Origin of the sequence: Citromicrobium bathyomarinum, from assembly GCF_038594485.1 — a bacterium.
Classification (GTDB): domain Bacteria; phylum Pseudomonadota; class Alphaproteobacteria; order Sphingomonadales; family Sphingomonadaceae; genus Alteriqipengyuania; species Alteriqipengyuania bathyomarina_A.
Window position 1 is genome coordinate 446440 of the sequence record NZ_JBCFZG010000008.1, and the last position, 25436, is coordinate 471875.

Here is a 25436-nt window from a genome sequence, read left to right on the forward strand (position 1 = left end):
CTGGGTGATGGACGATGTGCTAGACCAAGCGTCGCATGGCGACAAATCGGGCAACAGCCCCACAGGATCAACCGATCACGCCATCGAAGCGCGCGGGTTGGTCAAACGGTTCGGCGGCACGCTGGCGGTGAACGGCGTGGACCTGACCGTGCCGCGTGGCGCGATCTACGGCATCCTTGGGCCTAACGGCGCGGGCAAGACCACCACGCTGCGCATGATCCTGGGCATTATCGACCCCGACGAAGGCGTGCGGCGCATCTTCGGCGAGGATCGCCCGCAGCGAATCGCACGCCGGATCGGCTACCTGCCCGAGGAACGCGGGCTCTACCCCGCGATGAAAGCGCCCGACGCGATTGCCTTCATGGGGTCCTTGCGCGGTCTGCCCCGGCTCGAAGGCCGTCGGCGCGGCATCGAATTGATGGAAGAATACGGCCTCGGCCACGCAGTCGACAAGAAGATCAAGGAACTGAGCAAGGGCATGGCGCAGACCGTGCAACTGCTCGGCACGCTGGTCCATCGGCCCGAGCTGGTGATTCTGGACGAGCCGTTCTCGGGCCTCGATGCGATCAATCAGGGCAAGCTCGAAGGGCTGATCCGCCAGCTGGCGGAAGACGGCACGACGGTGATCTTTTCCACCCACGTCATTCACCATGCCGAACGCCTGTGCAGCGATGTCGCGATCATCGCGGGCGGCAAGGTGCCCTATGCCGGATCGGTCGAAGTGGCGCGCGACCGCCTGCCGCCGCAGGTGCGGCTGGAGACGCAGAACGAAGACGGTGCCTGGCGCTCCGCCCTCCCCGATACGGCCCGCCGCGACGGGGCGGCATGGGTGTTCGAACTGCCCGAGAGCGGGATCGAGCCGCTGTTGCGTAGCCTGATCGAAGGCAATGCAGGCATCCGCTCGCTGTCGATCGAGCGTGCGGGGCTGCACGACGCCTTCGTCACGATCGCGGGCGAGGCCGCAGCCAAGGCCATGCAGACCGACGAAACCGTGCAGGAGATACCGGCATGAGCAATTCGGCCCGCCTCTCGCTGTGGCAAGCCGCGTGGGTGATCGCGCGGCGCGACTTCACCGCGATCGTGTTCAGCAAGGTGTTCCTGCTGTTCCTCGTCGGCCCGCTGTTCTTCCTTGCCATCTCGGCAGGCGGCGGACTGGTCGGCGCGAGCGCGGCGGACAGTATCGACGAACCGCAGATCGGCGTCGCTCTGCCGGCGGCGGAGAACGCCGCGGTGGCGGAGGCGGCCGCGCAGCTGCGACCATTGATCGACCTGCCCGAAGTCAAACAGATCGATCCGTCGGCAGGCACCGACCCCGCAGCGCTGCTCGACGACAAGGACTACAACCTTTCGGTCGTGCTGACCGGCTCGCTTGCCGATCCGCTGCTGAGCGGGCCCGAAAGGGCGATCGAGCGCAGGCAGGGCGAGGTCGCGATGATCGTGGGCGCGGCACGCGGTACGCCCGTCCCGCAGGCCCGGCTGACCACAAATGCCACCGAAACCAGCGTGATCAGCGAACGCGCGGCGCAGGACGGTACGGCGCGTGGCGGGATCGTGCTGCTGTTCATGCTCACCATGCTGCTCGCAGGGATGGTCCTGTCCAACCTCGTCGAGGAGAAGGGCAACAAGATCATCGAGATTCTCGCCGCCGCGATCCCGATGGATGCGGTGTTCGTGGGCAAGCTGTTCGCCATGCTCGGCGTCAGCATTCTCGGGCTGGCCGTGTGGGGCGGCGTTGCAGGCGTGATTCTGGTCCTCGGCGCGAGCGCGCTACCGGTGATCCCGGCTCCGGCGGTGGGCTGGCCGCTCTTCTTCGCGCTTTTCGTGATCTATTTCGCGATGGCGTACCTGCTGATCGGTTCGATCTTCCTCACCGTTGGATCGATGGCACCGACCGTGCGCGACGTGCAGACCATTTCCCTGCCCGCGACGATCCTGCAGTTGCTGATCTTCTTCCTCGCCAATTTCGCGGTCGGCCAGCAAGGCTCCCCAATAGAGATCGCCGCCGCGATCTTCCCGCTGTCGAGCCCCTATATGCTGCTGGCGCGCGCGGCGAAGGAAGGCGTGCTGTGGTGGCACCTGGCGGCCATTGCCTGGCAGATCCTGTGGGTCGCAATCTTCGTGAAGGTGGGCGCCAACCTGTTCCGCCGCACGGTTCTGAAATCGGGCGGCGCCGGGCGCGACACGGCGACCAAGCGCAAAGGCCTGCTTGCCTTGCTGAACGCAGGTTCACTTCGGTCCTGATAACGAACCTTTATTGACTTGCCGTTATGCTCGTTCAGGATGGACCACGCCGGAGCTGTACCGTGAGCGTGCGCCCGGAGCAGAGAGAGTATAGGCATGGCAAGCGCCGCACGATCATACGACGCCCCTCCGCATCGCAGCGACGCGGACGGCAAGGTTCCGTGGACCCGCTCGCCCAGCGCGCACGACGCGCTTGAAGCCTACTACGCTGCCAATCCGGACACCCGCCCCTCGCACTCGCACAAGTGGGACACCAGCCGTAGCGACATCTATTTCGAAAATACGTGGGAGCCGATCTTCAGGGAGATGCGCGCCGCTGGACCGCTGCATTATATCCCCGATAGCCCGTACGGCCCCTATTGGTCGGTCGTCGGTCACAAGGCGATCCAGCACACCGAATCGCTTCCCGAGATATTCTCCTCCAGCTGGGAACACGGCGGCATCACCATCCTCAACCGGCTTGAGGACGTGCCTGCAGAACAGCGCCTGGAACTGCCGATGTTCATCGCGATGGACCGGCCCAAGCATACCGGCCAGCGCAAGACCGTGGCGCCCGCTTTCACTCCCGCGGAAATGACCCGGCTGGAAGGCGACATCCGCCAGCGGACCGGCGAAACGCTGGATGCCCTGCCACGCGGCGAGGTGTTCGACTGGGTCAACACAGTCTCCATCCCGCTGACCACCGGCATGCTGGCGATTTTGTTCGATTTCCCGTGGGAAGACCGCGACCTGCTGACCCATTGGTCCGACTGGGCGGGCGATACCGAACTCGCGACTGCACGCGGTCTCGATGAAACCCGGCGCGGAATGCTGTATGAAATGGCGGCCTATTTCCAGTTGCTGTGGGCCGAGCGCGCGAAGAAGGGCGAAGCGCCCGACCTGATCAGCCGGATGATCCATTCGCCTGCGATGAACCAGATGGACCCGCAGGAATTCATGGGCAATCTGGTGCTGCTGATCGTCGGCGGCAATGATACCACGCGCAACACCATGAGCGGGATCGTCCACGCGCTCGACCGCTTCCCCGACCAGCGAAAAGCTTTCGAGGAAGATGTGAGCCTGATCCCCAACGCGGTGCAGGAATGCATCCGCTACCAGACCCCGCTCAAGCACATGCGCCGCACGTGCGTGGAAGATACCGAACTGTTTGGGCAACAGATCGCCGCAGGTGACAAGGTGATCCTGTGGTACAACTCGGCCAACCGTGACGAGAGCGTGTTCGAGAATGCCGAGCGGCTCGACATCCGCCGCGAGAACGCGCGGCGTCACATCGCCTTCGGATACGGCATCCACCGCTGCGTTGGTGCGCGGCTCGCCGAACTGCAGCTGCGTGTGCTGATGGAAGAGATGCACAAACGCCGCCTGCGCGTCCACGTGGCGGGCGATGTCCAGCGCGTGCGCGCCAATTTCGTCGAAGGCTTCCGCAAGCTGGAGGTCGAAGTCACCCGATTCTAGCGGCCCGGTGCATCCAAAGGGCCCCGTGCTGCGTATCTTCTTCAGCTTACCGCCATGGAAGCCATGCGAGAGGATACAGCCATGACCCGACCGACCGCCAATCGCCGCTCCGCGCTCGCCCTAATGGGCAGCGGTGTTGCCAGTCTTGCGCTGGTCTCCTGCGGACGCAGCGCCGAGGCGAAGAGCTTTCCCGTCACACGGACCGAGGCAGAATGGCGCAAGCGTCTGACCGACGCCGAATTCAGGGTGCTGCGCAAGGAAGCGACCGAGCGCGCGTATTCTTCGCCGCTCAACGAGGAAAAGCGCGCGGGCACCTTTGCCTGTGCGGGCTGCGGCAATCCGGTCTATTCATCGAAAGCCAAGTACGACAGCGGCACCGGCTGGCCCAGTTTCTGGGAGCCGATCCGGAGCAGCGCGGTGGGTACCTCGCGCGATCTGAAACTCGGCTACCCGCGCACCGAAGTGCACTGCGCGCGCTGCGGCGGGCACCTGGGGCATATCTTCAACGATGGTCCGAAACCGACGGGCAAGCGCCACTGCATCAACGGCGTGGCGATGGATTTCAAGCCGGCTTAATAGCGCACTTTCCACACGCGGAACGTTTGCGGCCCGCCGATGGAAATCGGTTCGAGCCACGCGGGCGCATCGCCTGAAATGAGCTGCGCGGCGAGGCTATGCTCGCCGCCACGCTCGGCATAGATCGACGGTTCCACAAGGTCGGTACACAGCACCAGGTAATCCGCGCCATAGGCCTCGACGATCCGGTGCGACACGTCCTGTGGGGAAACGAAAGCCGCGATGACATCGCGCATGGCCAGGCTGGCGCGGTGATGCCCGGTCGCGATCACGTCGTGCTTCGTTTCGAGCAGGATGCTCGGCCCGATATCGAGCGGCGCGAACACCGTGCCGCGCGGTAACCCGCCGATCCGGCGCGCGCTCGCTTCGAGATCGCAGGAGCTTTTTGCGATGCCGCCCGGTTGGGGTGTGTTGGAATGTTCGGGCGCGAGGCTCTTCGCCACGGCAACCGGCGCGGTGGGCAGCATGACCAGCAGCGTCGCACTGGCGACCACAGCCTTGGTCAGCGCCTTGCCGCTGGTCCGCAGACGCTGGAGCGCGAGGCCGAGCAGCCAGGCGAAGGGCACCGTCGCGAGCAGCGAGGCAAAGGCGAGCGAGCGCGCAACGAGCATGCCCAGCGCCAGAGTGCCCGCGAACAGCAGCACGGTTTCCAGCCAAGCCCCGCGTGTCTCGCGCGCTGCGCGCGCCCACAGCAGGATCGTGACGACGAACGCGAAGACGATCTGGGCGAAGGGGATCAGGATGGCGATGTCCTGCTCCCATACGGGGCGGCCTTCGCTCACATTGACGTACCAGAAGTCCCGCACCACCGGGTCGAGCGCGCCGAAGGGCGTGCCGATGCAGCTAGGTGAGGCAAAGGCGAACATCGCAATTCCGCCCGCGCCAATGGAGGCAAACGCGCCGATCATTGCCAGAATGGGAAGCGGGCGCGCGTAGCGCAGGCTCGTCACACCGAGCGCGGTGACAAGGAAGAAGCCGAGATGCGCGGCCGTGATCACGTCGCAGAAGGCGGATGCCACCGGCCAGCCGCGCGTGGTAAGGAACAGGAATATCAGCCCCGCGGCGAGCGCTTGCATGAAATCGGTGAGCGCGGTGCGCGCCTGCGAATCGCGCAGCCAGCGCAGCGCAAAAATCGCCGCGACCAGTCCGGCCAGCGGCAGCATCTCGATCGAGATCATCATCCCCCACGCCATCGCCAGCCCGGCGACGATCGGTCCGCGTCGACGCTCACCCTCGACCATGCCCCAGAAAGCCGCGGCGAAGCAGGCGATCTGCCAGCCGTGGTGATCGATCCTGAGCGGTTGGAACTGGTGCATCAGCAGCGGCAGCATTCCGGCAACAAGCACCGCCCAGCTGCCGTTCTCGCGCCCCAGCAGCCGCACGGCGGCGAGCCCGGTAAAGCTCATCGCGACCAGCAGCGTCAGCAGCGGCACCGCGATCAGCGCGAAGGCTTCGGCAGCACCCTGGCCGATGATCGGGGCCAGCCCGCCGATGACCAATGCCAGCGGCAGGTCGACCAGTCGCGACCAGTGCATGGGCACTTCGCGCAAAGGATCGATCCGGTACTGATCGGGATCGAACCAGCCCTGCCCGCCGAGCAGATCGCGCACCTCGACCAGCCGCATGATGTCGTCGGGATCGGGGAAACGCCATTCGAGAATCCGCGATGCGGACACCAGCAGGATCATCAGCGCAAGAAGGCCCCACATCCGCAGGATATGGGGCAGCGCGCTACGCGTAGGAAATTGTCCGGCTTGCGCCATTTGCGGATCAGTCAGCGGCACGAAACACCACCATGGCACGCAGCCACCAGGTCAGCGCAAAGCTCAGTGCAATGGCGATCAGCTTGCCGACGCGCGGGTCGATGCCCACTGCGCCGCTGGCGGCGACGATGGCCGTGGTGAGGAGCAGTCCCGCCAGCGCAGAGATCACGAATAGCGCCTTCTGCCGGGTGCGCGCCATTCCCTTGCCTGCGACCCGCCCGGCAAACACCGCGCGGCTCGACAGCAGCCAGTGCGCGACGATTCCCAGCGCGTAACCGATGGAAGAGGCAGGCGTCGGTGCCATCCCCGCCGCCATCAGGCCAAGGAACGAGCCCATGTCCACCGCAAGCGCGCCCACGCTCGCCAGAAGGTAGCGCAGGAAGACCACATCGGTCAGGCGGTGCAACGCGGCCTGCATGTGCGGCGTCCTCTCCTTTTGCTCAGGCAGCGCGGCGCTTGTCGGCGTCGCTGTCGCCATCGGCGACGATCCGGGTCGGCACATCGCGCATCGAGTTGAGCGCGGCGGCCTGATCCTCGGTCACGCTGGCGCGCGCGGGCAGCGCCTTCTCGGCCCCCTCGTCACCCGCCTCGTGATATTCGGCATCCTCGTTGACGCACCACGTATCGTAGATGCGCGATCCGGCGAGGATGTTTTCGACCGTCAGCATCGCGGTCATCATCGCGTGGTCCTGATTATTGTAGCGGTGCATCCCGTTGCGCCCGACCAGGTGCAGCGTGGGATGATCCGCTTCCAGCTCGTCACGCATCGCAGCGACATTGGCGGCGTAATCCCCGTCATAGACGGGGTAGGCCTTTTCCTGTCGCACGACCGCGCCGCCCTTTACCTTCTTCGGATCGAGCAGGCCGAGGATACGCATCTCGTCGGTCGCGAGCGCGATCAGGTCCTCATCCTCCATCGACCAGAGCCCGTCGCCTTCGAAGCAGAAATATTCGAGGCCGACGCAGGCCATGCTCTCGTCGGGAATCATCTCGGGCGACCAGCTGCGGAAGTTCTGCACGCGGCCGACCTTCACCTTGCTGTCGTGGATGTAGATCCAGTTGTCGGGGAACAGGTCCTCGCCCTCCACCATCAGCGCCACGGTCAGGAAGTCGCGGTAGCGCAATTCGTTCGCGTGGAAGGTCGATTGCGGCAGCGGGTGCATCCGCCGCGCGAGTTCGCGCATCGGGGCGGAGCTGATCGCGTGGCGCGCCTTGACCGTGAGCATGCCTGAGGGGCCCTTGGCGGTCATCCGCCAGCCGCCCTGCCCGTCGCTGGCCAACTGGTCGAGCGCATGGCCCATGATGACCTGCCCCCTGCCCGTCGCTTCGATCTTGTCGCGCGCGGCCTCCCACATCATGCCGGGGCCCTGGCGGGGATACCTGAAGCTCTCCAGCAGCGTTTTGGCCTGCATCCCGTCATTGGGTTTCTTGTTGAGCCCCAGGCTGCGCTTCAGCCCGTCGACCACCGCGCCCATCAGCGACAGGCCCTTGATCCGCTGCGCCGCCCAGTCCGCGCTCATCTCATCGCAGGGCATGCCCCACACCTTCTCGGTGTAGGTCTTGAAGAAGATCGAATAGAGCTTTTTGCCGAACTGGTTGCTCGTCCAGTCTTCGAAGCTCTTGACCTCGCGCACCGGGAATGCGCGCGCCCACAGGTAGCTCGCCATGCACACGGTCGAGCGCCACACGCCCAGATTGCGTAACGCCTCGAACGCGCGCAGCGGGTAGGAGTAGAATTTGCCCTCGTAATAGATGCGGCTCATCCGCGGGCGCTCGATGAAATCGTCGGGCAGGATCTCGTTCCACAGGTCCACGACCTGTTTGCTCTTCGAGAAGAACCGGTGCCCGCCGATATCGAAGCGATAGCCCTCGTGCTCCACGGTGCGGCTGATGCCGCCCACGTAGATCGCGTCCTTTTCGATGATCGCGACGCTCTTGCCCGCCTTGGTCAGCAGGTAGCCTGCGGTGAGCCCGGCAGGCCCCGCACCGATAATCGCCACGTCCACATCGAGTGGCGAGATGTTCAATGCTGATCGGTTCGCTTCGGTCATCGGACCCCCCGGGGTTTCGGTCGTTTGACCGGGGAGTGAAGGAAATTGGTTAGGGAGAGGTAAACGCGGGCGGAAAACCGGCGCTTAGGCCGGGGCGACGAACCGGTGGTGCGGGTGGTGGGACTCGAACCCACACGATCAAGGATCAGGGGATTTTAAGTCCCCGGCGTCTACCATTCCGCCACACCCGCGAAGCGCACGCCATCCTGCGCAGCGCATGGCCGCATAGACGGGTCGATCGATCTTGGCGAGTTTGGAAAAAAGGTGCGAAAGCGCTCAGTCGCCGTTGAGGGCGTTGCGCATTTCCTTGCCGGGCTTGAAATAGGGCACGCGCTTGGCCGGTACATCGACCGCCTCGCCCGTGCGGGGATTGCGTCCGGTGCGCGCCTCGCGCTCGCGGGTCGAGAACGCGCCGAAGCCGCGCAATTCCACGCGCCCGCCTTCGGCAAGGCGCTGCGCGATTTCATCGAAGAAGATGTCGACGACCTGGTCGACCTCCTGAGCGCGCAGCTCTGGATTGTCGCTGGCAAGCTTCTGGAGAAGTTCGGACCTGATCATAATGCGCGCCTCCCGTTAAAGCGCTGGCACCCAGCCACACTACAAAGAGCGCCGACTCTTCAATCGGCGCGACCTGACCCCTCAGTCACGATTGCGTGCCAGAAAGCGGCCATTGGCGCAATCCATCTATGCAATAAATGTTAGTCTGCGGGTTGCGTCGCGGAGGCGTCGCGCGCAAGCAGATCGTCCAGGGACAAATCGAGCCGGTCGAGCCGGGCGCGAATTTCGGGCCACTCTTCCTGCAGGAAACTTGCCCGCTCCGCCTTGCGCAGGCGCGCCTTCCCCCCCTCGACGACATACATGCCCACCCCGCGGCGCACCGCGATCAGGCCGTCGTCTTGGAATTGCTGGAAGGCCTTGGCCACGGTGAGAGGATTGGCGCCCTGTTCGGCCGCGAAGGCGCGCACCGAAGGCAGCATCTCCCCTTCGGCAAATTCCCCGTCGAGGATTGCCGCGGCGATCAGATCGCGCAGGCGCAGATAGACGGGGCGCGCAGAGGAGGGATTGCCATTCGCCATGGTGCTTCAGTGACATAATACAGCGGGGCGGGTCAAGGTTCCCGCGCGATGCACCACCGGCGGGTCGTTCAGCCCATAATCAGGAGGATAGGTGTCACTTGGGCTTCACACACCGGTTTTCGACGCTAGTGTGCGCGCCATAATTGGGCCGGGAAGAGGCGGCCCGAGAGATATTTCGGGGAAGCGATTACATGAAAGATTTCGCATTGTGGGACGAGGGCGACTGGATTGCCGCCATTGCCTCGGCCGTGCTGGTGCTGTTCCTGGCTGCCGGCGCATACGCCGTAACCCGGCCCAAGGCGGAGGTCGGCGGACATCCCAAGGGGCTCTACATCCTGTTCTTCGCCGAGATGTGGGAGCGCTTCTCGTACTACGGCATGCGCGCCCTGCTGATTTTCTACCTGACCAAGCACTGGCTGTTCAACGATAGCGATTCCAACGTCATCTACGGCGCATATGTCAGCCTGGTTTACATCACGCCCGTGCTGGGCGGCTGGCTGGCCGACAGGTATCTCGGGCAGCGCAAGGCGGTGCTGTTCGGCGCGATCCTGCTGACCTGCGGCCACGCGCTGATGGCATTCGAGGGGACTGGCGGGCAAAGCGATCCCACGATCAACATCTTCTGGCTCGCGCTGAGCTTCGTGATCGTCGGCTCTGGCTTCCTGAAAGCCAACATCTCGGTGATCGTCGGCCAGCTCTATTCGCGCACGGATATCCGCCGCGATGGCGCCTACACGATCTTCTACATGGGGATTAACCTTGGCGCTGCGGCAGGCGTGATCCTGGCCGGCTATCTGGGTGAGACGATCGGCTGGTCCTACGGCTTCGGCGCCGCAGGCGTCGGCATGTTGCTCGGCCTGGTCGTCTTCGTGCTGGGAAAGCCGCTGCTGCTGGGTCGTGGCGAGAGCCCGATGCCCGAGGGCCTCAAGCGCCGTGTTGCAGGCGTTCCCTTCGAAATGTGGCTTTACCTCACCGGTATCGCGGCGATCGCCCTGATGTGGGTGCTGATCCAGTACCAGTCGGTTGTCGGCTGGCTGATGCTGATCGCGGGCGCGATTCTGCTGCTCTACGTCGTCCTCCAGGCGATGAAGCTCGAGCCGCATGCGCGTGATCGTATTTTCGCAGCGATCTTCCTGATCATCCTGCAGCCGATCTTCTGGGGCCTGTTCGAACAGGCCGGGGGCTCGCTCAACCTGTTTACCGATCGCTTCGTCGATCGTCAGGGCGTGCCGGCCTCGCTGTTCCAGTCGATCAACTCGATCTTCATCCTCACCCTGGGTCCGCTTTTCGCGGCGCTCTGGGTGTTCCTGGGCAAACGCGGGCTCGAACCGTCGACGCCGTTCAAGTTCGGGCTGGCGATCATTCAGGTGGGCCTCGGCTTCCTGGTGTTTGTGTGGGGTGCCAATGCCGTCGGGCCGGCGGTGCTGGTCCCCGTCATCCTCGTGTTCGCGATCTACTTCCTGCACACCTCGGGCGAGCTTTGCCTCTCGCCGGTTGGCCTGTCGGCGATGAACCGGCTGTCACCGGCGTCGCTGGCCAGCCTGATGATGGGTGCGTGGTTCTTCGCGACCGCGGGCGGCAACTTCGTCGCGGGCATGATCGGCGCTGCCACGGGTGGCGAAGAAGGCACGATGACGCGTGAGCTGACGCTGACCGTCTACAACCAGATCGGCTGGTTCGCGGTTGGCGCAGGTGTGGTGGTGCTGGTCCTCAGCCCGCTGGTGAAGAAGCTGATGCACCTCGACACGCTGACCGACGACGATGTCGGCGACGATCTGGAAGGCCAGGCCGAAGGACCGGGCGAAGCGCAGGGTGCGGGCATCCACCCGACCACGCGCCCCGGTAACTAAGGCGCAGGGCAGGCATCAGGGGGGGAGGACAATGCTGGGACGGACACTGATCGCGCTTGGCTGCGCGATGGCGCTGGGGGCATGTTCGACGATGGACGAAGGCGGCGGAGCACCTGCCGCCTCCGCATCCACCCCGGCGGCGGATGCTCAGCCCCCCTTCCCCTCGACCTACCAGCGCTATCCCGGTCGCCCGACCGCGCTGGTCGGCGCGACCGTCTACGACGGGCGCGGTGGGCGGATCGACAACGGCACCGTTCTGCTGCGCGATGGCGAAGTGATCGAGGTCGGCAGCGGTCTATCGACCGAAGGCTATGACGTCATCGACGGCAGCGGGAAGTTCGTCACCCCCGGCGTGATCGACATCCACTCGCACCTCGGCGACTATCCCAGCCCCAGCGTCGACGCGCATTCGGACGGTAACGAGGCGACCAGCCCGACCACGCCCGAAGTGTGGGTCGAACATTCGGTGTGGCCGCAAGACCCGGGCTTCAGCCGCGCGCTCGCCAATGGCGGGGTCACGAGCTTGCAGATCCTGCCCGGCTCGGCGAACCTGATGGGCGGGCGCTCGGTCACGCTCAAGAACGTGCCCGCGCGCACCGTTCAGGGCATGAAGTTTCCCGGCGCGCCCTATGGCTTCAAGATGGCCTGCGGCGAGAACCCGAAGCGCGTCTACGGCAATCGCGGGCGCATGCCCTCCACCCGGATGGGCAATTTCGCGGTCAACCGGCAGACATGGCTCGACGCGAAGGCCTATGCAGCGGGCGATCGCAAAAGGCGCGACCTCGGCAACGAGACGCTCGCGGGCGTACTCGACGGCGATATCCTGGTCCACAACCACTGCTACCGCGCGGACGAGATGGCGCTGGTGATGGATATGGCCAAGGAGATGGGCTACAAGGTCACCGCCTTCCACCACGCGGTCGAAGCCTACAAGATCGGCGACCTGCTGCGCGAAAACGACGTGTGCAGCGCGATCTGGGCCGATTGGTACGGTTTCAAGATGGAAAGCTATGACGGCATTCCCGAAAACGCCGCACTGCTGTGGAAGTCGGGCGCTTGCGTCGTCATCCACTCGGACGATGCGAACGGCATCCAGCGGCTGAATCAGGAGGCCGCGAAGGCGCAGGCCGCGGGGCAGCGCATGGGGCTCGACATTCCCGACGCCGATTTGGTCGGCTGGTTCACCTACAACGCGGCCAAGGCGATGGGCATCGAAAAGATGACCGGCAGCCTCGAAGCGGGCAAGATGGCCGATGTGGTGCTGTGGAACGGCGACCCGCTAAGCGTCTATTCGCGGCCCGAGAAGGTCTGGGTCGATGGCGCGCTGCTGTACGATGCGATGGATCGCAAACGCCGCCCGGTGAGCGATTTCGAGCTTGGCCAGCCCGGTGAGGGAGACGTCAAATGATCGCCCGGTTCCTGTACGCCGCCACCGCTGCGCTCGCACTGGTAGCCCCTGCCTCCGCGCAGGATTTCGCCATCACCAACGCTACGGTCGCGACCGGCGACGGATCTGAGCCGGTCGAGAACGCCACCGTGGTGGTGCAGAACGGCCGGGTGGTCGCGGCGGGCGCCGGCCTTGCGACCCCTGCCGGGGTCGAAGTGATCGACGGCACGGGCAAGTGGATCACGCCGGGCATCTTCTCGGCAATCACCACTCTGGGCCTGGTCGATGTCGACGGGGTCAGCGAAAGCAACGATACCTCCGCAGGCCGTTCGCCCTTCAGCGCCGCACTGGATGTCGCGCCCGCGATCAACCCCGCCTCGCAGCAATTGCTGGTCGCGCGGGCGGACGGGATCACCCGTGCCAGCATCGCCCCACAGCCCGCATCGGGAATTTTCGGCGGACAGGGCGCGGTGATCGATCTGGGCGCGGACGCCGAACCCATCACGAAGGCGCGCGCGTTCCAGATCGTGGCGCTGGGCGAAACAGGCGCAAGGCTCGGTGGCGGGGGCCGCACGGGCACCTACGCTTGGCTCGACAATGCACTGCACGAGGCGCATGCCTATGCGGCAGGCCGCTGGAGCGGTGAAGATGCGGAGCTGACCCGCGCAGATGCTGCCGCGCTCGGCCCGGTCGTTTCGGGCAAGCAGGCGCTGTACGTGCATGTGGAGCGCGCATCCGACATTCGCGAGATCCTGCAGCTTCGGCGCGATTTCCCGAACCTCGACCTCGTACTTCTCGGCGTCAGCGAGGGATGGCTGGTGGCGGACGATATCGCTGCGGCGGGCGTGCCGGTGATTGCCGATCCGCTCGACGACCTGCCCACCGGCTTCGATCAGATCGCCGCCACGCAAAGCAATATCGGGCGGATGCAGAAGGCGGGCGTGAAGGTCGCTATCGGCAGGATGGAAGGCGGCACCGCCGAACAGCCGCGCAACGCGCGCCAGTATGCTGGCAACCTCGTCGCGCTGACCCGTGTCCCGGGGGCCGACGGGCTGAGCTGGGGGCAGGCGCTTGCCACGATCACTTCGATCCCGGCAGCCATTTCGGGTTTCGGCGGCCAGCTCGGCACGCTCGCGCCCGGAGCCATCGCCGATGTGGTGATGTGGGATGGCGATCCGCTGGAAGTCGGCTCTGTGCCCGTCGCGGTCTTTATCGACGGGGTGCGACAGCCGGTTGAAAACCACCAGACCCGCCTGCGCGAACGCTATCGCGATCTCGATGAAAGCGACCTGCCCAAGGCGTACGACTGGTGAAGGCGGCCATTGCGCTACTCGCGCTAGCCCTCCCGGCGGCAGCTCTCGCGCAGGATGACGCTGGGGCCAAAGAGGCGACGCACGACCTTGCGTGGCATAACACCCAGCAGCTCGCGATCGCCGAGCTGAAGCAGGCGGACGGCTGGCAGGTCCTTCCCGGTGGCCTCAAATATCGCCGCCTGTCGGGCGATGGCACCGGCCCGAGGCCGACCGTCGCCGACACCGTGACCGTGCATTACGTCGGCCGCCTGCTCGACGGGACTGAGTTCGACAGCTCCTACGAGCGCGGCGAACCGGCGACATTCCCGCTTGGTCGGCTGGTCAAAGCATGGCAGCTCGCGATTCCCGAGATGGGCGTGGGCGACACGATCGAACTCTATGCCCCCGCAGACCTCGCCTACGGCCCCGTCGGCAAGGGGCCGATCCCCGGTAATGCGACGCTGATCTTCAAGGTGGAACTGATCGGCATCGAATAGGGCGTTTCGCAGAGGAGTGATGGAGATGATCGACCCGCTTGCCTCGCTGATTGCCGCCAGCATCGCCTTCGTCGGTACGCATTTCGCCATGTCGCATCCGCTGCGCGCTCCGATGGTGCGCCTGCTCGGCGCGGGCGGCTTCATGATCGCCTATTCGCTGGTCAGCGCCGCCACGATGGCGTGGATGTATTTTGCCTTCGTCGCGACCCCGGCTGGCGCGCCGATGTGGGGCGATTACGGAGATGGAGTATGGATCGCGGCGAGCATCGTCACGCTGATCGCGATGGTGCTGTTCGCCGGTTCGCTGATCAGCAACCCCGCGCTGCCCGCACCCGGCGCGGCGCAGGCGGCAAGGAAGCCCGCACACGGCGTGTTCAAGGTCACCCGCCACCCGATGATGTGGGGCTTCGCACTATGGGCTCTCGCGCACCTGATCGCCGCGCCGACAGCGCGCACCGTGGTGGTCGCGACCGCCATCGGCGTGCTCGCGCTGGTTGGCGCGCACTTGCAGGACCGCAAGAAGGAAGCGCTGATGGGCGAGGCGTGGCAGCAGTGGGAGGCGAAGACCGGCTACTGGCCACGCCTTCACCGCCTTCTCTCGGTCGGGTCGCTGCCGTGGATCGGCGGCATCGCCATCTGGCTGGGCGCAACGTGGCTCCACGCGATGGCGGCCGGCGTGTGGCGGTGGATTTAGCTACTCGCCGGTGAAATCGGGCGCGCGCTTCTCGATCAGCGCGGCGACGCCCTCTGCGTTATCGGCGGTGTGATGCATCAGACCCTGCGTACTGGCTGCAAGTTCGAGCGCGCCTTCATAGGATAGCTCGCGCCCCTGCCGTAGCATCATCTTGGTCTGGCGCAGCGCGGCGGGCGGCATGGCGCAAACCTTTTCGGCCAGAGCGTGCGCTTCGTCGAGCAGGGCGTCGGGTTCGACGATGCGGGAGACGAGGCCCCATTCCTGCATGGTCGCCGCGTCGATCACATGGCCCGTAAAGAACAGCTCCGCCGCGCGCGCCTCGCCGATCACCCGCGGCAGCAGCCAGGTGCCGCCGTCTCCGGGCACGAGGCCGAGCTTGAGGAAGGTGACGCCGAATTTCGCGGATGTGCTCGCGATGCGCATGTCGGCAAGGCACGCCAGATCGCCACCAAGCCCGATCGCAGGCCCGTTGATCGCGGCGATCAAAGGCACACGCAGTCCGTAGAGAGCGCGCAGGATTCGATGGATATTGTTGCGATAGCCGTCCGCGATATCGGCGGGCGATCCTGCGAAATTGCCGGTGCGGTCCCGCATCGCCTTGATGTCGCCACCCGCACTGAAAGCGCGCCCTGCCCCGGTCAGGATTGCGCATCGGATGGCGGGATTGGCGTTGATCGCATCGCACGCCGCCGCGAACGCCTCGCCATCACCCGCCTGGCCGAGAGCGTTCATGCTGTCCGGCCGGTTGAGCGTGAGCGTGGCGATGTGGTTGGTCGTGGAGAGGGTGAGTGGGAGCATGCAATTTCCTTTCACCCGCTCAATGCCAGTCCCAGCCCACTCCGTCATCCCGGCCCCCGAGCCGGGATCAGGCTTTCTTTGACGTGGTCTCACAGGAAGAAGCTGGACCCCGGATCAAGTCCGGGGTGACAAAGCGGCGGGGGCCATGTCGAGCCAGCGACCATAGTTGCGGATCGTGACCGGCCATCCTTCGGGCCAGTCCGGCATGTTGCTCTCGTGAAAGCACTTCAGCTCGGCCCATTCGCGCGGCCAATCAATGCCGAAGTCGTCGTCGTCAATCGGTAAGTCATTGACGAGATTGTCTTCGGGATGAGGGGTAAGCGGGGCCTTGAAAAATTTGAGGTAGGGCAGCGCGGTCGTCCACAAGAACCCGGCTGCCTCCTCCGAGACATCGCGCAGCATCATGTCCATGAATTCGGCTTCGGTCGGGTTGGACCGCTGCGCCGAAATCCGGCGGACCTGTTTACTGGTATTGCGCCAGGCAATGCCGAACCAGATGCAAAGTCCGCCGAGAACAAAGAGCGTAGGAAAAAGCCACGCGGGAATGCCGAGCAACTCAGCCATGCAAGTATGGCCCTAAGCCCGCGCCTCTTCGACCCCCGCCGAATTGTGCCGCAGCGCGGCCAGCACCGTATCGACGATGTCCGGCGCGTTGAGCCCCGCCTCGTCGTATTGCTTCTTCGGATCGTCCTGATCCTGGAACACATCGGGCAGGCGCATCGTGCGTACCTTCAGCCCCTCGTCCAGCAACCCGCTGTCGCTGGCAAAGGTCAGCACGTGCGCGCCGAGGCCGCCTATCGCGGCTTCCTCGATCGTCAGCACCACCTCGTGCTCGCGCATCGCCTTTTCGATCAGCGCGGTGTCGAGCGGCTTGGCGAAGCGCATGTCGGCGACCGTGGTCGAAAGGCCGCGTGCCTCCAGCTGCTCCGCCGCATCGAGCGCTTCGCCCAGCCGCGTGCCGAGCGAGAGGATCGCGACCTTGCTGCCTTCCTTGACGATGCGCCCCTTGCCGATCTCGAGCTTTTCGAGCTTCTCGGGTATTTCCACGCCCGTGCCGCTCCCACGCGGATAGCGGAAAGCGATGGGGCCGTCGTCGTATTCGGCGGCGGTGTAGGTCATGTGCGCCAGCTCCGCCTCGTCGGCGGCGGCCATCACCACCATGTTGGGCAGCGTCGCGAGATAGGTGACGTCGAACGATCCGGCGTGCGTGCAGCCGTCCGCACCGACCAGCCCCGCGCGGTCGATCGCGAAGCGGACCGGCAGGTTCTGGATCGCAACGTCGTGGACCACCTGGTCGTAGGCGCGCTGGAGGAAGGTCGAATAGATCGCGGCGAAGGGGCGCATGCCCTGCGCGGCGAGGCCGGCGGCGAAGGTCACCCCGTGCTGTTCGGCAATACCGACATCGAAGGTGCGTTCCGGGTGCGCCTTGGCGAATTTGTCGACGCCCGTACCGCTCGGCATGGCGGCGGTGATCGCGACGATCTTGTCGTCTGTCTCGGCCAGTTTGGCGAGCGTTTCGCCGAACACGTTCTGGTAATTGGGCGGGCCGCCCTTCGATTTCTTCTGTTCGCCGGTGATGACGTCGAACTTGGAGACGCCGTGGTACTTGTCCGCGCTTTCCTCCGCGAACTTGTAGCCCTTGCCCTTCTCGGTCACGACGTGGATCAGCACCGGGCCCTGATCGCTATCGCGCACATTCTCCAGCACGGGGATCAGGTGATCGAGATTGTGCCCGTCGATCGGGCCAACGTAGTAGAAACCCAACTCCTCGAACAAAGTCCCGCCGGTCACCATGCCGCGGGTAAATTCCTCCGCCTTGCCGAGCGAGGAGTGCACGCGGCGGCTCATCTTCTTGGCGACTTTGGAGGCAAGGCTGCGCAGGCCGAGATATTCGCCGCTCGAGACGACGCGCGCGAGGTAGGCGGAAAGGCCGCCCACCGGCGGCGCGATCGACATGTCGTTGTCGTTGAGGATCACCACCAGACGATTGCCCGCCTGTTCGGCATTGTTCATCGCCTCGTAGGCCATCCCTGCGCTCATCGCGCCGTCGCCGATCACCGCGATCGCGCGGCCAGGCTTGTCCTGCAGCAGGTTGGCCATGGCAAAACCAATCCCCGCGGAGATCGAGGTGGAGCTGTGCGCCGCGCCGAAGGGGTCGTATTCGCTTTCCGCGCGCTTGGTAAAGCCCGACAGGCCGCCGCCCTGGCGCAGCGTGCGAATACGGTCGCGCCGCCCGGTCAGGATTTTGTGCGGGTAGCACTGGTGGCCGACGTCCCAGATCAGCCGGTCTTCGGGCGTGTTGAAGATGTAATGGATTGCCACGGTCAGTTCGACCACGCCGAGGCCGGAGCCCAGATGGCCGCCCGTGGTGCCGACCGCGTCGATCATCTCGGCGCGCAATTCGTCGGCCAGCTGGCGCAGTTTCTCGCGCTCGAGCTTGCGGAGGTCGGACGGCAGGTTAACCGTATCGAGAAGCGGCGTCTCAGGGCGTTCAGTCATCCCTTCACTCTACCGCCAGCCCCTGTTCGTGTCGAACCCAAAACGGCACCACCGCAGGATTGCGCGCATTCACCGACGGTTCAAGCGGGCCGACTGAACAGTGGTAGCGGTCGCATCGAAGGGGGTTGGGATATGGATGCACTGCGTCCTCTGGCATTGGTCTTCGCGCTGGTTTCGGCACCACTCTGTGCCCAGCAGACCGACGATGGCGATTACGATCCACGCTCCGAAGCCCGGTCGATGGTCGAAGCCCATGTCGTTTCCGACAGGACGGGCTGCTCGGTTCCGATACCCGCCCGCTGGAACGCACCCTATTGGGAACAGCAGGCTGCAATGCGTCGGCGCGTAGTGTTCGAACAATGCCTGGAGCGGGCCTATGACCGCGAATATGACCGGCTGGAGCGACTGAGTTATCGCGTCGCGGACTTCCGCGACGATTATCCTGAACTCGACTGGAGCGGGATCGACTATGCGCTCGACATGAAATGGGCGGATCTTGCGCAGGTCGAGTCCAAGATCGCGATCCAGCGCCAGTGGGCCGAATCGGCGATCACGATCCTCGATACGTTTACCGGCCCGGGCGCGCCGCTCGATAGCAGCCCGCTCAACCCCGCGCGCAATCCTTATGGGGGATATAGCGGATACAGATCCGACACTTCGGTATCCGCGCCCGGCGTGCCCTAGCGGCTACATTCCGCGCACAGCCCGCGCAGCTCGACCACGGGCCGCACTTCGCTATAGCCTGCCCGGCTGCCCGCATCGCGCAGCGAGCCGGTGAGTGAATCATCGTCGATATGATCTGCAGCGCCGCAATCGTCGCAGATCAGGAAGATGCAATCGTGCCGGCATCCGGGGTGCGAGTTGACGAGGAACGCGTTGGCGCTCTCGATCCGGTTGGCAAGGTTGCCACGCACGAAAATGTCGAGAATGCGGTACACGCTGTTGGGCGCCACGCGGCTGCCGCGCTGATTGCTCAGATTTTCGGCGATATCGTAGGCGGAAACGGGGCGCGTGTGCCGCGCGAGTTCCTCGAACACTTCGGAGCGCATGCCCGTCCAGCGTTCGCCCTGATCTTCGAGCGAGCGCTTTGCCGCGTCGATCAGCGCTTCGCCTTCGTGTTCCTTGTGCTTGTGTGCGGTAGCCATGCGGGGAAGATAGCGCCGACGATGGCCGGTTTCCAGATCGCGTTGCGATCCGTCAGTCGCGCAGGAAGCTCGCGCGATAGACGCCCGGGTAGAATTCCTCGAGCGCAGCCACCTTCGGCGCGTCCCAGCGGACGATGTAGCCGTGGCGCGGGTTCTTCAGCGCAAAGTTCTGGTGGTAGGCCTCTGCCGGGTAAAACGTCTTGGCAGGCATCACGCTCGTGACGATCGGCTTGTCCCACGTGCCTGACCGTTTCATTTGCGCCAGGTATGCATCGGCGACGCGGCGTTGCTCGGCAGATGTCGGAATGATCTCGGCATTGTACTGCGCGCCCGTGTCCGGACCCTGGCGATTGCGCAGCGTCGGGTCCGCAACCACCGAGAAGAAGATGCGGAGCAGCTGGTCGTAACGGATTTGCGCCGGATCATACGTGATCTTCACCGCCTCGACATGGTCGGTCACGCCGCTGGAGACGATGTTGTACTTCGCCTGCCGCTTTGTCCCGCCGTGATAGCCGGACACCGCGCTTTTCACACCTTTGACGTGGCTGAACACCGCCTCTACGCCCCAGAAACACCCGCCAGCAAAGATCGCGGTTTTGAGGCCGTTCTCCTTGGCCTTGGTCGCAGCGACGGGCGCGCGGACATAGTTTTCCGCTGCCAGCGCCTGCCCGCACCCGGCCAGCGATAGCGCCGCGGCCGCGAAGAGGGAGACAAACGCAGGTTTGACGCGGCGGATCACGAAAGGACCGCGACGAGGCCTTGGGCACCGTCGAACCGGGTGATCGCCATCGTCACTGCGACGATGCCGAAACCGATGCCGAAGCTGCGAAAGATGTCTGAGCGGAGAAGTTTCATAGCGGTAGTCCGGGGGCGAGTTTGCGTCTTGCCTCCGATATGGGGATGGCACGCTTTCGGTTCAGTGAATTTGTCGGTCAGGCACGGCAAATGGTGCAATCGGCGCGTTCGATCACGCCCATTTGCCGTTAGAATGCCGCATCAATGGCGGAAATGGCGCATTCCGGTAAAGACCATCGCCAGCCCCGCCTCGTCGGCGGCGGCGATCACTTCGTCATCGCGAATCGACCCGCCCGGCTGGATAATCGCGCTCGCGCCCGCTTCGGCGGCGGCCAGCAGGCCATCGGCGAAGGGGAAGAACGCGTCCGACGCGACTGCGCTGCCAACCGTGCGCGATTCGGCCCAGCCGTATTTCTCCGCTGCCTCTGCAGCCTTGAGCGCGGCGATGCGCGACGAATCGCGGCGGTTCATCTGGCCCGCGCCGATTCCGGCGGTGGCCCCATCTTTCGCGTAGACGATCGCGTTGGATTTGACGTGCCGCGCGACAGTCCACGCGAACAGGCAATCCTTCAATTCCTGCTCGGTAGGCTCGCGCTTGGTGACCACTTTGAGGTCATCGGTCGAGATCGTTGCACTGTCGCGGCCCTGCACCAGCAGCCCGCCGGTGATGGGCTTGACCGTTAGCCCGTTGCGGCGCGGGTCGGGCAAATCGCCCACGGTCAGCAGGCGCAGGTTCTTCTTCCTGGCGAAAGCCTCGCGCGCCTCGTCACTCACGCTGGGCGCGATCACCACTTCGGTGAAGATCTCGCAGATCGCGCGCGCGGTTTCGCCGTCAAGCTCGCGGTTCACCGCCACGATCCCGCCGAAAGCCGATACCGAGTCGCACGCCAGTGCTTCGTTCCACGCGTCGATGAGCGATCCGCGCTGCGCCACGCCGCAGGGGTTGGCGTGCTTGACGATGACCACCGACGGCTCCTGCCCGGCGAATTCCGCGCACAGTTCCAGCGCGGCGTCGGCATCGTTGTAATTGTTGTAGCTCAGCTCCTTGCCCTGCAGCTGCTCGGCCTGCGCGATGCCGCGCGCGTGCGGGCCGACGGGCGTATAGAGCGCCGCCTGCTGGTGCGGGTTCTCGCCATATCGCAGGATCGTGGGGGCCTTTCCGCCGACGGAGAGGTATTCGGGAAATTCCTGCTGCTGGTCGGCGAAGGCGAACCACTGGCTGATCATGCTGTCGTAGGCGGCGGTGGCGGCAAAGGCCTTCGCCGCCATGGCCTTGCGGAAATCGAGCGTGGTCGCGCCGTCGCCCTTGTCCAGCTCATCGACCAGCGTGGGATAGTCAGCCGGATCGGTCACGATGGTGACGAAGGCGTGGTTCTTCGCTGCCGAGCGTACCATGCTGGGCCCGCCGATATCGATATTCTCGATGATCTCGTCGCGCTCCGCACCCTTGGCCACGGTCGCCTCGAACGGGTAGAGATTGACCACCACCAGATCGATCGCGCCGATTTCGTGCTCTTCCATCGAGGCGACGTGATCGTCGTTGTCGCGCAGCGCGAGCAGGCCGCCGTGGACCTTGGGGTGGAGCGTCTTGACCCGCCCGTCCATCATCTCGGGAAAGCCGGTCAGGTCGGAGATGTCGCGCACGTCGAGCTCCGCCTCGCGCAGCGCCTTCGCGGTACCGCCGGTCGAGACGAGTTCGACTCCGCGACTCGCCAGCGCGCGGCCAAGCTGCGCCAACCCCTCCTTGTCCGACACGGAAAGGAGAGCCCTGCGGATCGGAATGTCGGTCAAAATCTATCCCATCTTCTTGAATAACCAGGCAAAGCTACCGCCGCTGCGCGGTGTCATGCCCTGTAGAACGAGCTGCTGGATCGCCTGCGGCCGACCCTGTCCATCGACGAAGAGGCTGTCTTCGATCGAAAGCGTGCCCGTATATTCTCCTGCCACGCGGAATTGCCAGTGCGAACCGTCAGGCAGGACCAGTCCTGCGCCCTTGCGGTCTTCGGACAGGCGCGCCGCGATCCCCATCCCGAGGTGGAAACGGATCGCATAGCCGACCTTGCCGCGCTTGCCGCGCTTGCTCGCGGGCAGCAACACATCCTCGCCCGCCAGCTCGGTACCGTCGTCGCGCAGCACCAGCACGCGGCGGTGGACCAGCCCGAAGCGGCTGGCATAGCCATCGTGCGATGCCTCGATCCGGGTTGCGCCGCCGCGCGCGCCGCCGCCCATCGTGCGCCGGTCGACCTCGACCTCGCCCACCCCTGCGCCCAGCTGGCCCTTTATCAGAATCGCGGTCGAGTTGACGTCTTCAAGCACCAGCGTCGAATGCGCGGCGGTGGCGCGCAGGCCCTGCTCGATCCGTGCGGGCACCTGCGCCCCGGCCCATGCGGCGCCGCCGCAGTTGACGATGATCCGCTGGCCTTGCGCGGACAGTTCGAACGCGAGCGTGGAGGCGCAGCCGGAACGCGAATAGCGTGCGAGCGGCGGCGGCGCGGCGTCGAACTGCAGGATCGTCTTGCCCGCGCTCGCGCGGTGATAGCCCCAGCCGCGCGGTTCCTTCAGCGGTCGTGTGCGCACACCGCTCGCGCGGATAAGCTCGTTCACCTTGTCGGATGAGACCGCGCCTGCGCCCTGCCAGTTGCCCAGCCCGCCCTCGCCATGAACCACCGCCAGCAGCGGCGGCACGATCAATTCGGACACCGCCGTAACGAATTTGGGCGGCTCCATCTTCATCGAGCGGTAGCAGGCTGCGAGCTCGGTCAGCAGTTCGAGCAGCTCCATCTGCGCGAGCGGGCTGCGCGACTGCACGCCGCCATCCTCGCCCACGAAGTCGCCCAGCGCGCGGGCCATGCCCGCTTCCGCGAACAGGCGGCGCGGTTTGCCTTCGGGCAGCAGCAGGCCTGCGGCGACCAGCGCACCCCAGACGAAGACCTCGGCCTGCTTGTCGCACGCCTTGGAGACCTGCGAATCGAGCCATCGGGCAGTCTTGTCGAGCGCCGCAAGCGTCCGCCCGCGCACCGCCTTATTCGACAGGATCAGTGGCGCATGGACCAGCCATGCCAGCGTCCGCCTTGCGCTGACCTCCACTTCCCACGCCGGCCCCTTGGCAGGCAGCGGATGCGCGTCGAGCCACATGCGGTGAATGCGCAATGCGGTCGCTTCGACCTGCGGGCGCGCGCCCGACCCGGCGAGATCGCGCAGCCAGGCGTACGAATGCACGTGCCGCTCGATCAGGGGAGACTGCTGCCGTGTACCCGGGCCGAATTCGAGCTGCGCGATCGGCAGCTTGACCCCGTGGATAAGGAAGTGCCCCGCGCGCAGCGCCATGCCAGCGGCACGATCGCCCGGCAGAGGCGGCGTCACCGTCGACAGGACGCGGCGCTTTGCCGGTTTCGATAGCGGCGATGTTATCAGCCGCCCGCGAATGCCTGCCGCGTAGGCGATCCGGACCAGACGCTCGCCCGGACCGACGGCCGGTGCCCCGATTTCCTGCGGCACCAGCGCGCGGGCAGTCGGAACGACGTCGAGCTCTGGCTGGGCTTCGCGCGACGCGGCAGCGGGCAGCGGACTGGGCAGCGGCACGGGATTCTCTTCGTCGCGGTCGCTCAGCGCGGTCGGTTCGGGTTTGCCGCCAAGGGTCATGATCAGCTGGCGCGCGGCGCGCTCTTCCTTGTCGAGCTCGGGGCCATCGGCCACCTCTCCAGCGTCCCCTCGTACCGGATCATGACCCATCGAATCGACCATCAACCTGTTTTCCCCTTGAGAGCCGCTATATTAGCGGCGTAGCGATCCGGACCACCCTTGAACGTGGCCGACCCCGCCACGAGCACATCCGCCCCGGCGGCGATGCATCGCGGCGCGGTGTTCACATCCACCCCGCCATCGACCTCCAGGAAAATGTCGCGCCCGGTCGCGTCGATCATTGTGCGGATCGCCTCGATCTTGCGTAGCTGGCTGTCGATGAAGCTCTGCCCGCCGAAGCCTGGATTGACGCTCATCACCAGCACCAGGTCGACCATGTCGATCAGGTATTCGAGCACGTTTTCGGGCGTACCGGGATTGATCACCACGCCCGCTTTCTTGCCCAGAGAGCGGATCGTCTGAAGCGTGCGATGCGTATGTGGCCCGGCCTCGGGATGGATCGTGATGTGGTCCGCCCCCGCCTCGGCAAAGGCTTCCAGCCACAGGTCCACGGGGCTGACCATCAGGTGCACGTCGAACGGCTTGTCGCTGTGCGGTCGCAGCGCCTTGACCACTGCGGGCCCGATGGTGAGATTGGGCACGAAATGCCCGTCCATCACGTCGACATGGACCCAGTCCGCACCCGCAGTATCGATCGCACGCACTTCTTCGCCCAGCTTCGCGAAGTCGGCGGAAAGGATCGAGGGGGCGATCAGCGGGGTGGTCATGCGCAAGAGCACTTCGGGTTGAGGCCAGGGTCGATGAAGTGAACCCCTTAGCGCTTCGCGAATCGGAATGAGACACGCGCGCGTGCGTTTTCCCCCACCGGCAAGCAATAGCAGGCATGACAGGCTCTTAGCGAAGCAAATTCAGCGGCAATTCAGTGAAGATGTGGCTTTACGTCACTAGATTTGGCGGCGACGCGGGGCCACCTGCATGCGGCGACCGCCCGAAAAACAGGATTTTGAGACACGCTATGAAGACTCCGAGCATGAAAACCCGAAAGCGCATCGGCCTGCTGTTCGCAGCCGGGGCGATCGCGGCCGTGCCTGTCGCCTCGCAGGCGCAGTACGAACAGAAAATTTCGAACAATCTTGCCGATTGCGCCCCGGGGAAGGGCCCTGCGATCAAGGTGACGATCACCGGTATCGAGTCGAGTACCGGCAATGTTCGCCTGCACAGCTATTACGCGAAGAAATCGGACTGGCTGAAAAAGGGCCGTTGGCTGAAACGGATCGACATCCCCGCCAAGGCCGGCAGCATGACCTTCTGCATCCCCGTCGACGCCCCCGGCGAATACGCGCTCGGCGCGCGGCATGACAAGAACGGCAATGACGAAGACGATATCACGATCGACGGTGCAGCGATGTCGAACGATCCGCCGATCAATATCTGGAACCTCGGCAAGCCGAGCGTGCAGAAAGCCACCTTCCGCGTCGGCAGCGGCGTAACCAACGTGACGATGCGGATGCGCTATCTCTGACCGTATGCCGGAACCTATCCGGCTTCGCATTTCTGGAATGAGCATCAAGCGGCGCGATCCATGATCGGCCGCTTTTTGCTGTGCGTCGACAAGGTCGAGGGAGTGCTGCGCTCCGAAATAACAGGGTGCTAGCGACCGGCCATATCGGGAAGC

Annotated in this window: 24 protein-coding genes and 1 tRNA gene; 11 read left to right on the forward strand and 14 right to left on the reverse strand. The window is 65.0% G+C overall.

Features of this window, described 5'->3' with window-relative positions:
- Nucleotides 1-7: 7 nt before the first annotated feature.
- From AAG591_RS15010 to msrB, 4 genes are all read left to right on the forward strand, one after another.
- Entirely contained in the window at nucleotides 8-1012 is a 1005-nt protein-coding gene (locus AAG591_RS15010) for an ABC transporter ATP-binding protein (protein ID WP_342532261.1), read from the forward strand.
- On the forward strand, nucleotides 1009-2241 hold the full coding sequence (locus AAG591_RS15015; protein WP_342532262.1) for an ABC transporter permease: 1233 nt from the start codon (nucleotides 1009-1011) through the stop codon (nucleotides 2239-2241). Before AAG591_RS15010 ends, AAG591_RS15015 begins: the two co-directional genes overlap by 4 nt.
- Before the next feature lie 96 nt (nucleotides 2242-2337).
- Nucleotides 2338-3696, forward strand: a complete 1359-nt coding sequence (locus AAG591_RS15020; protein ID WP_342532263.1) for a cytochrome P450 — start codon at nucleotides 2338-2340, stop codon at nucleotides 3694-3696.
- A gap of 81 nt (nucleotides 3697-3777) precedes the next feature.
- The gene (gene msrB, locus AAG591_RS15025; RefSeq protein ID WP_342532264.1) at nucleotides 3778-4272 is read left to right on the forward strand and encodes a peptide-methionine (R)-S-oxide reductase MsrB; all 495 of its coding nucleotides are present in this window, start codon (nucleotides 3778-3780) and stop codon (nucleotides 4270-4272) included.
- Here msrB and AAG591_RS15030 read toward each other — a convergent pair.
- From AAG591_RS15030 to AAG591_RS15055, 6 genes are all read right to left on the reverse strand, one after another.
- The gene (locus AAG591_RS15030; RefSeq protein WP_342532265.1) at nucleotides 4269-5981 is read right to left on the reverse strand and encodes a hypothetical protein; all 1713 of its coding nucleotides are present in this window, start codon (nucleotides 5979-5981) and stop codon (nucleotides 4269-4271) included. The two genes, msrB and AAG591_RS15030, sit on opposite strands and share 4 nt — an antisense overlap.
- Before the next feature lie 61 nt (nucleotides 5982-6042).
- The gene (locus AAG591_RS15035) at nucleotides 6043-6453 is read right to left on the reverse strand and encodes a GtrA family protein (protein WP_342532266.1); all 411 of its coding nucleotides are present in this window, start codon (nucleotides 6451-6453) and stop codon (nucleotides 6043-6045) included.
- Between the two features lie 22 nt (nucleotides 6454-6475).
- Nucleotides 6476-8086 (reverse strand): NAD(P)/FAD-dependent oxidoreductase, encoded by a 1611-nt coding sequence (locus AAG591_RS15040; RefSeq protein WP_342532267.1) that lies wholly within the window; start codon nucleotides 8084-8086, stop codon nucleotides 6476-6478.
- Between the two features lie 106 nt (nucleotides 8087-8192).
- Nucleotides 8193-8277: transfer RNA gene (locus tag AAG591_RS15045), tRNA-Leu, on the reverse strand.
- Between the two features lie 85 nt (nucleotides 8278-8362).
- Nucleotides 8363-8644, reverse strand: coding sequence for an integration host factor subunit beta (locus AAG591_RS15050; protein WP_342532268.1), 282 nt, complete (start codon nucleotides 8642-8644; stop codon nucleotides 8363-8365).
- A gap of 140 nt (nucleotides 8645-8784) precedes the next feature.
- Nucleotides 8785-9162: a GntR family transcriptional regulator gene (locus tag AAG591_RS15055; protein WP_342532270.1), complete on the reverse strand. Its 378-nt coding sequence runs from the start codon at nucleotides 9160-9162 to the stop codon at nucleotides 8785-8787.
- 191 nt (nucleotides 9163-9353) lie between these two features.
- Here AAG591_RS15055 and AAG591_RS15060 point away from each other — a divergent pair, with 191 nt between their 5' ends.
- Genes AAG591_RS15060 through AAG591_RS15080 form a run of 5 tightly spaced genes read left to right on the forward strand, consistent with a single transcriptional unit; the run spans nucleotide 9354 to nucleotide 14882 of the window.
- Nucleotides 9354-11012 (forward strand): peptide MFS transporter, encoded by a 1659-nt coding sequence (locus AAG591_RS15060; protein ID WP_342532271.1) that lies wholly within the window; start codon nucleotides 9354-9356, stop codon nucleotides 11010-11012.
- Between the two features lie 31 nt (nucleotides 11013-11043).
- Entirely contained in the window at nucleotides 11044-12420 is a 1377-nt protein-coding gene (locus tag AAG591_RS15065) for an amidohydrolase (protein ID WP_425341669.1), read from the forward strand.
- Complete coding sequence (locus tag AAG591_RS15070) at nucleotides 12417-13712, forward strand: amidohydrolase family protein (RefSeq protein ID WP_342532273.1); 1296 nt, start codon at nucleotides 12417-12419, stop codon at nucleotides 13710-13712. Before AAG591_RS15065 ends, AAG591_RS15070 begins: the two co-directional genes overlap by 4 nt.
- A complete protein-coding gene (locus tag AAG591_RS15075; protein WP_342532274.1) occupies nucleotides 13709-14188 on the forward strand; it encodes an FKBP-type peptidyl-prolyl cis-trans isomerase in 480 nt (159 codons plus the stop codon). Before AAG591_RS15070 ends, AAG591_RS15075 begins: the two co-directional genes overlap by 4 nt.
- A 25-nt stretch (nucleotides 14189-14213) precedes the next feature.
- A complete protein-coding gene (locus AAG591_RS15080; protein WP_342532275.1) occupies nucleotides 14214-14882 on the forward strand; it encodes an NnrU family protein in 669 nt (222 codons plus the stop codon).
- On the opposite strand, the gene AAG591_RS15085 is transcribed toward AAG591_RS15080, so the two are convergent.
- From AAG591_RS15085 to dxs, 3 genes are all read right to left on the reverse strand, one after another.
- On the reverse strand, nucleotides 14883-15680 hold the full coding sequence (locus tag AAG591_RS15085; RefSeq protein WP_342532276.1) for a crotonase/enoyl-CoA hydratase family protein: 798 nt from the start codon (nucleotides 15678-15680) through the stop codon (nucleotides 14883-14885). It lies immediately after the preceding gene.
- Nucleotides 15681-15794: 114 nt separating this feature from the next.
- Nucleotides 15795-16235, reverse strand: coding sequence for a hypothetical protein (locus AAG591_RS15090; protein WP_342532278.1), 441 nt, complete (start codon nucleotides 16233-16235; stop codon nucleotides 15795-15797).
- 21 nt (nucleotides 16236-16256) lie between these two features.
- Nucleotides 16257-18179, reverse strand: coding sequence for a 1-deoxy-D-xylulose-5-phosphate synthase (dxs, locus tag AAG591_RS15095; protein WP_342532279.1), 1923 nt, complete (start codon nucleotides 18177-18179; stop codon nucleotides 16257-16259).
- Between the two features lie 132 nt (nucleotides 18180-18311).
- Here dxs and AAG591_RS15100 point away from each other — a divergent pair, with 132 nt between their 5' ends.
- Entirely contained in the window at nucleotides 18312-18863 is a 552-nt protein-coding gene (locus AAG591_RS15100; protein WP_342532280.1) for a hypothetical protein, read from the forward strand.
- On the opposite strand, the gene AAG591_RS15105 is transcribed toward AAG591_RS15100, so the two are convergent.
- The 5 genes from AAG591_RS15105 to rpe all read right to left on the reverse strand — a co-directional run bounded on the left by AAG591_RS15105 (nucleotide 18860) and on the right by rpe (nucleotide 24528).
- On the reverse strand, nucleotides 18860-19324 hold the full coding sequence (locus tag AAG591_RS15105) for a Fur family transcriptional regulator (protein WP_342532281.1): 465 nt from the start codon (nucleotides 19322-19324) through the stop codon (nucleotides 18860-18862). The two genes, AAG591_RS15100 and AAG591_RS15105, sit on opposite strands and share 4 nt — an antisense overlap.
- A gap of 52 nt (nucleotides 19325-19376) precedes the next feature.
- Complete coding sequence (gene msrA, locus AAG591_RS15110) at nucleotides 19377-20063, reverse strand: peptide-methionine (S)-S-oxide reductase MsrA (protein ID WP_342532282.1); 687 nt, start codon at nucleotides 20061-20063, stop codon at nucleotides 19377-19379.
- Nucleotides 20064-20320: 257 nt separating this feature from the next.
- Nucleotides 20321-21910 carry a bifunctional phosphoribosylaminoimidazolecarboxamide formyltransferase/IMP cyclohydrolase gene (purH, locus tag AAG591_RS15115; protein ID WP_342532283.1) on the reverse strand — a complete coding sequence of 530 codons (1590 nt, stop codon included), beginning with the start codon at nucleotides 21908-21910 and terminating at the stop codon, nucleotides 20321-20323.
- A 3-nt stretch (nucleotides 21911-21913) separates the two neighbouring features.
- On the reverse strand, nucleotides 21914-23863 hold the full coding sequence (locus tag AAG591_RS15120) for a heparinase II/III family protein (protein WP_342532302.1): 1950 nt from the start codon (nucleotides 23861-23863) through the stop codon (nucleotides 21914-21916).
- Nucleotides 23863-24528: a ribulose-phosphate 3-epimerase gene (gene rpe, locus AAG591_RS15125; protein ID WP_342532284.1), complete on the reverse strand. Its 666-nt coding sequence runs from the start codon at nucleotides 24526-24528 to the stop codon at nucleotides 23863-23865. Before rpe ends, AAG591_RS15120 begins: the two co-directional genes overlap by 1 nt.
- A 263-nt stretch (nucleotides 24529-24791) precedes the next feature.
- Here rpe and AAG591_RS15130 point away from each other — a divergent pair, with 263 nt between their 5' ends.
- Nucleotides 24792-25283 carry a DUF2141 domain-containing protein gene (locus AAG591_RS15130; protein WP_342532285.1) on the forward strand — a complete coding sequence of 164 codons (492 nt, stop codon included), beginning with the start codon at nucleotides 24792-24794 and terminating at the stop codon, nucleotides 25281-25283.
- Nucleotides 25284-25436: the final 153 nt, after the last annotated feature.

What these genes read in the sequence shown, in the direction of transcription:
- AAG591_RS15035 (WP_342532266.1), bottom strand. Translation starts at nt 6,453, where the DNA reads ATGCAGGCCGCGTTGCACCGCCTGACCGATGTGGTCTTCCTGCGCTAC.
- AAG591_RS15080 (WP_342532275.1), top strand. Translation starts at nt 14,214, where the DNA reads ATGATCGACCCGCTTGCCTCGCTGATTGCCGCCAGCATCGCCTTCGTC.
- AAG591_RS15030 (WP_342532265.1), bottom strand. Translation starts at nt 5,981, where the DNA reads ATGTGGGGCCTTCTTGCGCTGATGATCCTGCTGGTGTCCGCATCGCGG.
- AAG591_RS15010 (WP_342532261.1), top strand. Translation starts at nt 8, where the DNA reads ATGGACGATGTGCTAGACCAAGCGTCGCATGGCGACAAATCGGGCAAC.
- AAG591_RS15105 (WP_342532281.1), bottom strand. Translation starts at nt 19,324, where the DNA reads ATGGCTACCGCACACAAGCACAAGGAACACGAAGGCGAAGCGCTGATC.
- AAG591_RS15020 (WP_342532263.1), top strand. Translation starts at nt 2,338, where the DNA reads ATGGCAAGCGCCGCACGATCATACGACGCCCCTCCGCATCGCAGCGAC.
- AAG591_RS15085 (WP_342532276.1), bottom strand. Translation starts at nt 15,680, where the DNA reads ATGCTCCCACTCACCCTCTCCACGACCAACCACATCGCCACGCTCACG.
- msrB (WP_342532264.1), top strand. Translation starts at nt 3,778, where the DNA reads ATGACCCGACCGACCGCCAATCGCCGCTCCGCGCTCGCCCTAATGGGC.
- AAG591_RS15015 (WP_342532262.1), top strand. Translation starts at nt 1,009, where the DNA reads ATGAGCAATTCGGCCCGCCTCTCGCTGTGGCAAGCCGCGTGGGTGATC.
- AAG591_RS15065 (WP_425341669.1), top strand. Translation starts at nt 11,044, where the DNA reads ATGCTGGGACGGACACTGATCGCGCTTGGCTGCGCGATGGCGCTGGGG.
- AAG591_RS15120 (WP_342532302.1), bottom strand. Translation starts at nt 23,863, where the DNA reads ATGGTCGATTCGATGGGTCATGATCCGGTACGAGGGGACGCTGGAGAG.
- AAG591_RS15100 (WP_342532280.1), top strand. Translation starts at nt 18,312, where the DNA reads ATGGATGCACTGCGTCCTCTGGCATTGGTCTTCGCGCTGGTTTCGGCA.
- AAG591_RS15070 (WP_342532273.1), top strand. Translation starts at nt 12,417, where the DNA reads ATGATCGCCCGGTTCCTGTACGCCGCCACCGCTGCGCTCGCACTGGTA.
- AAG591_RS15055 (WP_342532270.1), bottom strand. Translation starts at nt 9,162, where the DNA reads ATGGCGAATGGCAATCCCTCCTCTGCGCGCCCCGTCTATCTGCGCCTG.
- AAG591_RS15040 (WP_342532267.1), bottom strand. Translation starts at nt 8,086, where the DNA reads ATGACCGAAGCGAACCGATCAGCATTGAACATCTCGCCACTCGATGTG.
- dxs (WP_342532279.1), bottom strand. Translation starts at nt 18,179, where the DNA reads ATGACTGAACGCCCTGAGACGCCGCTTCTCGATACGGTTAACCTGCCG.
- rpe (WP_342532284.1), bottom strand. Translation starts at nt 24,528, where the DNA reads ATGACCACCCCGCTGATCGCCCCCTCGATCCTTTCCGCCGACTTCGCG.
- AAG591_RS15130 (WP_342532285.1), top strand. Translation starts at nt 24,792, where the DNA reads ATGAAAACCCGAAAGCGCATCGGCCTGCTGTTCGCAGCCGGGGCGATC.
- AAG591_RS15060 (WP_342532271.1), top strand. Translation starts at nt 9,354, where the DNA reads ATGAAAGATTTCGCATTGTGGGACGAGGGCGACTGGATTGCCGCCATT.
- AAG591_RS15050 (WP_342532268.1), bottom strand. Translation starts at nt 8,644, where the DNA reads ATGATCAGGTCCGAACTTCTCCAGAAGCTTGCCAGCGACAATCCAGAG.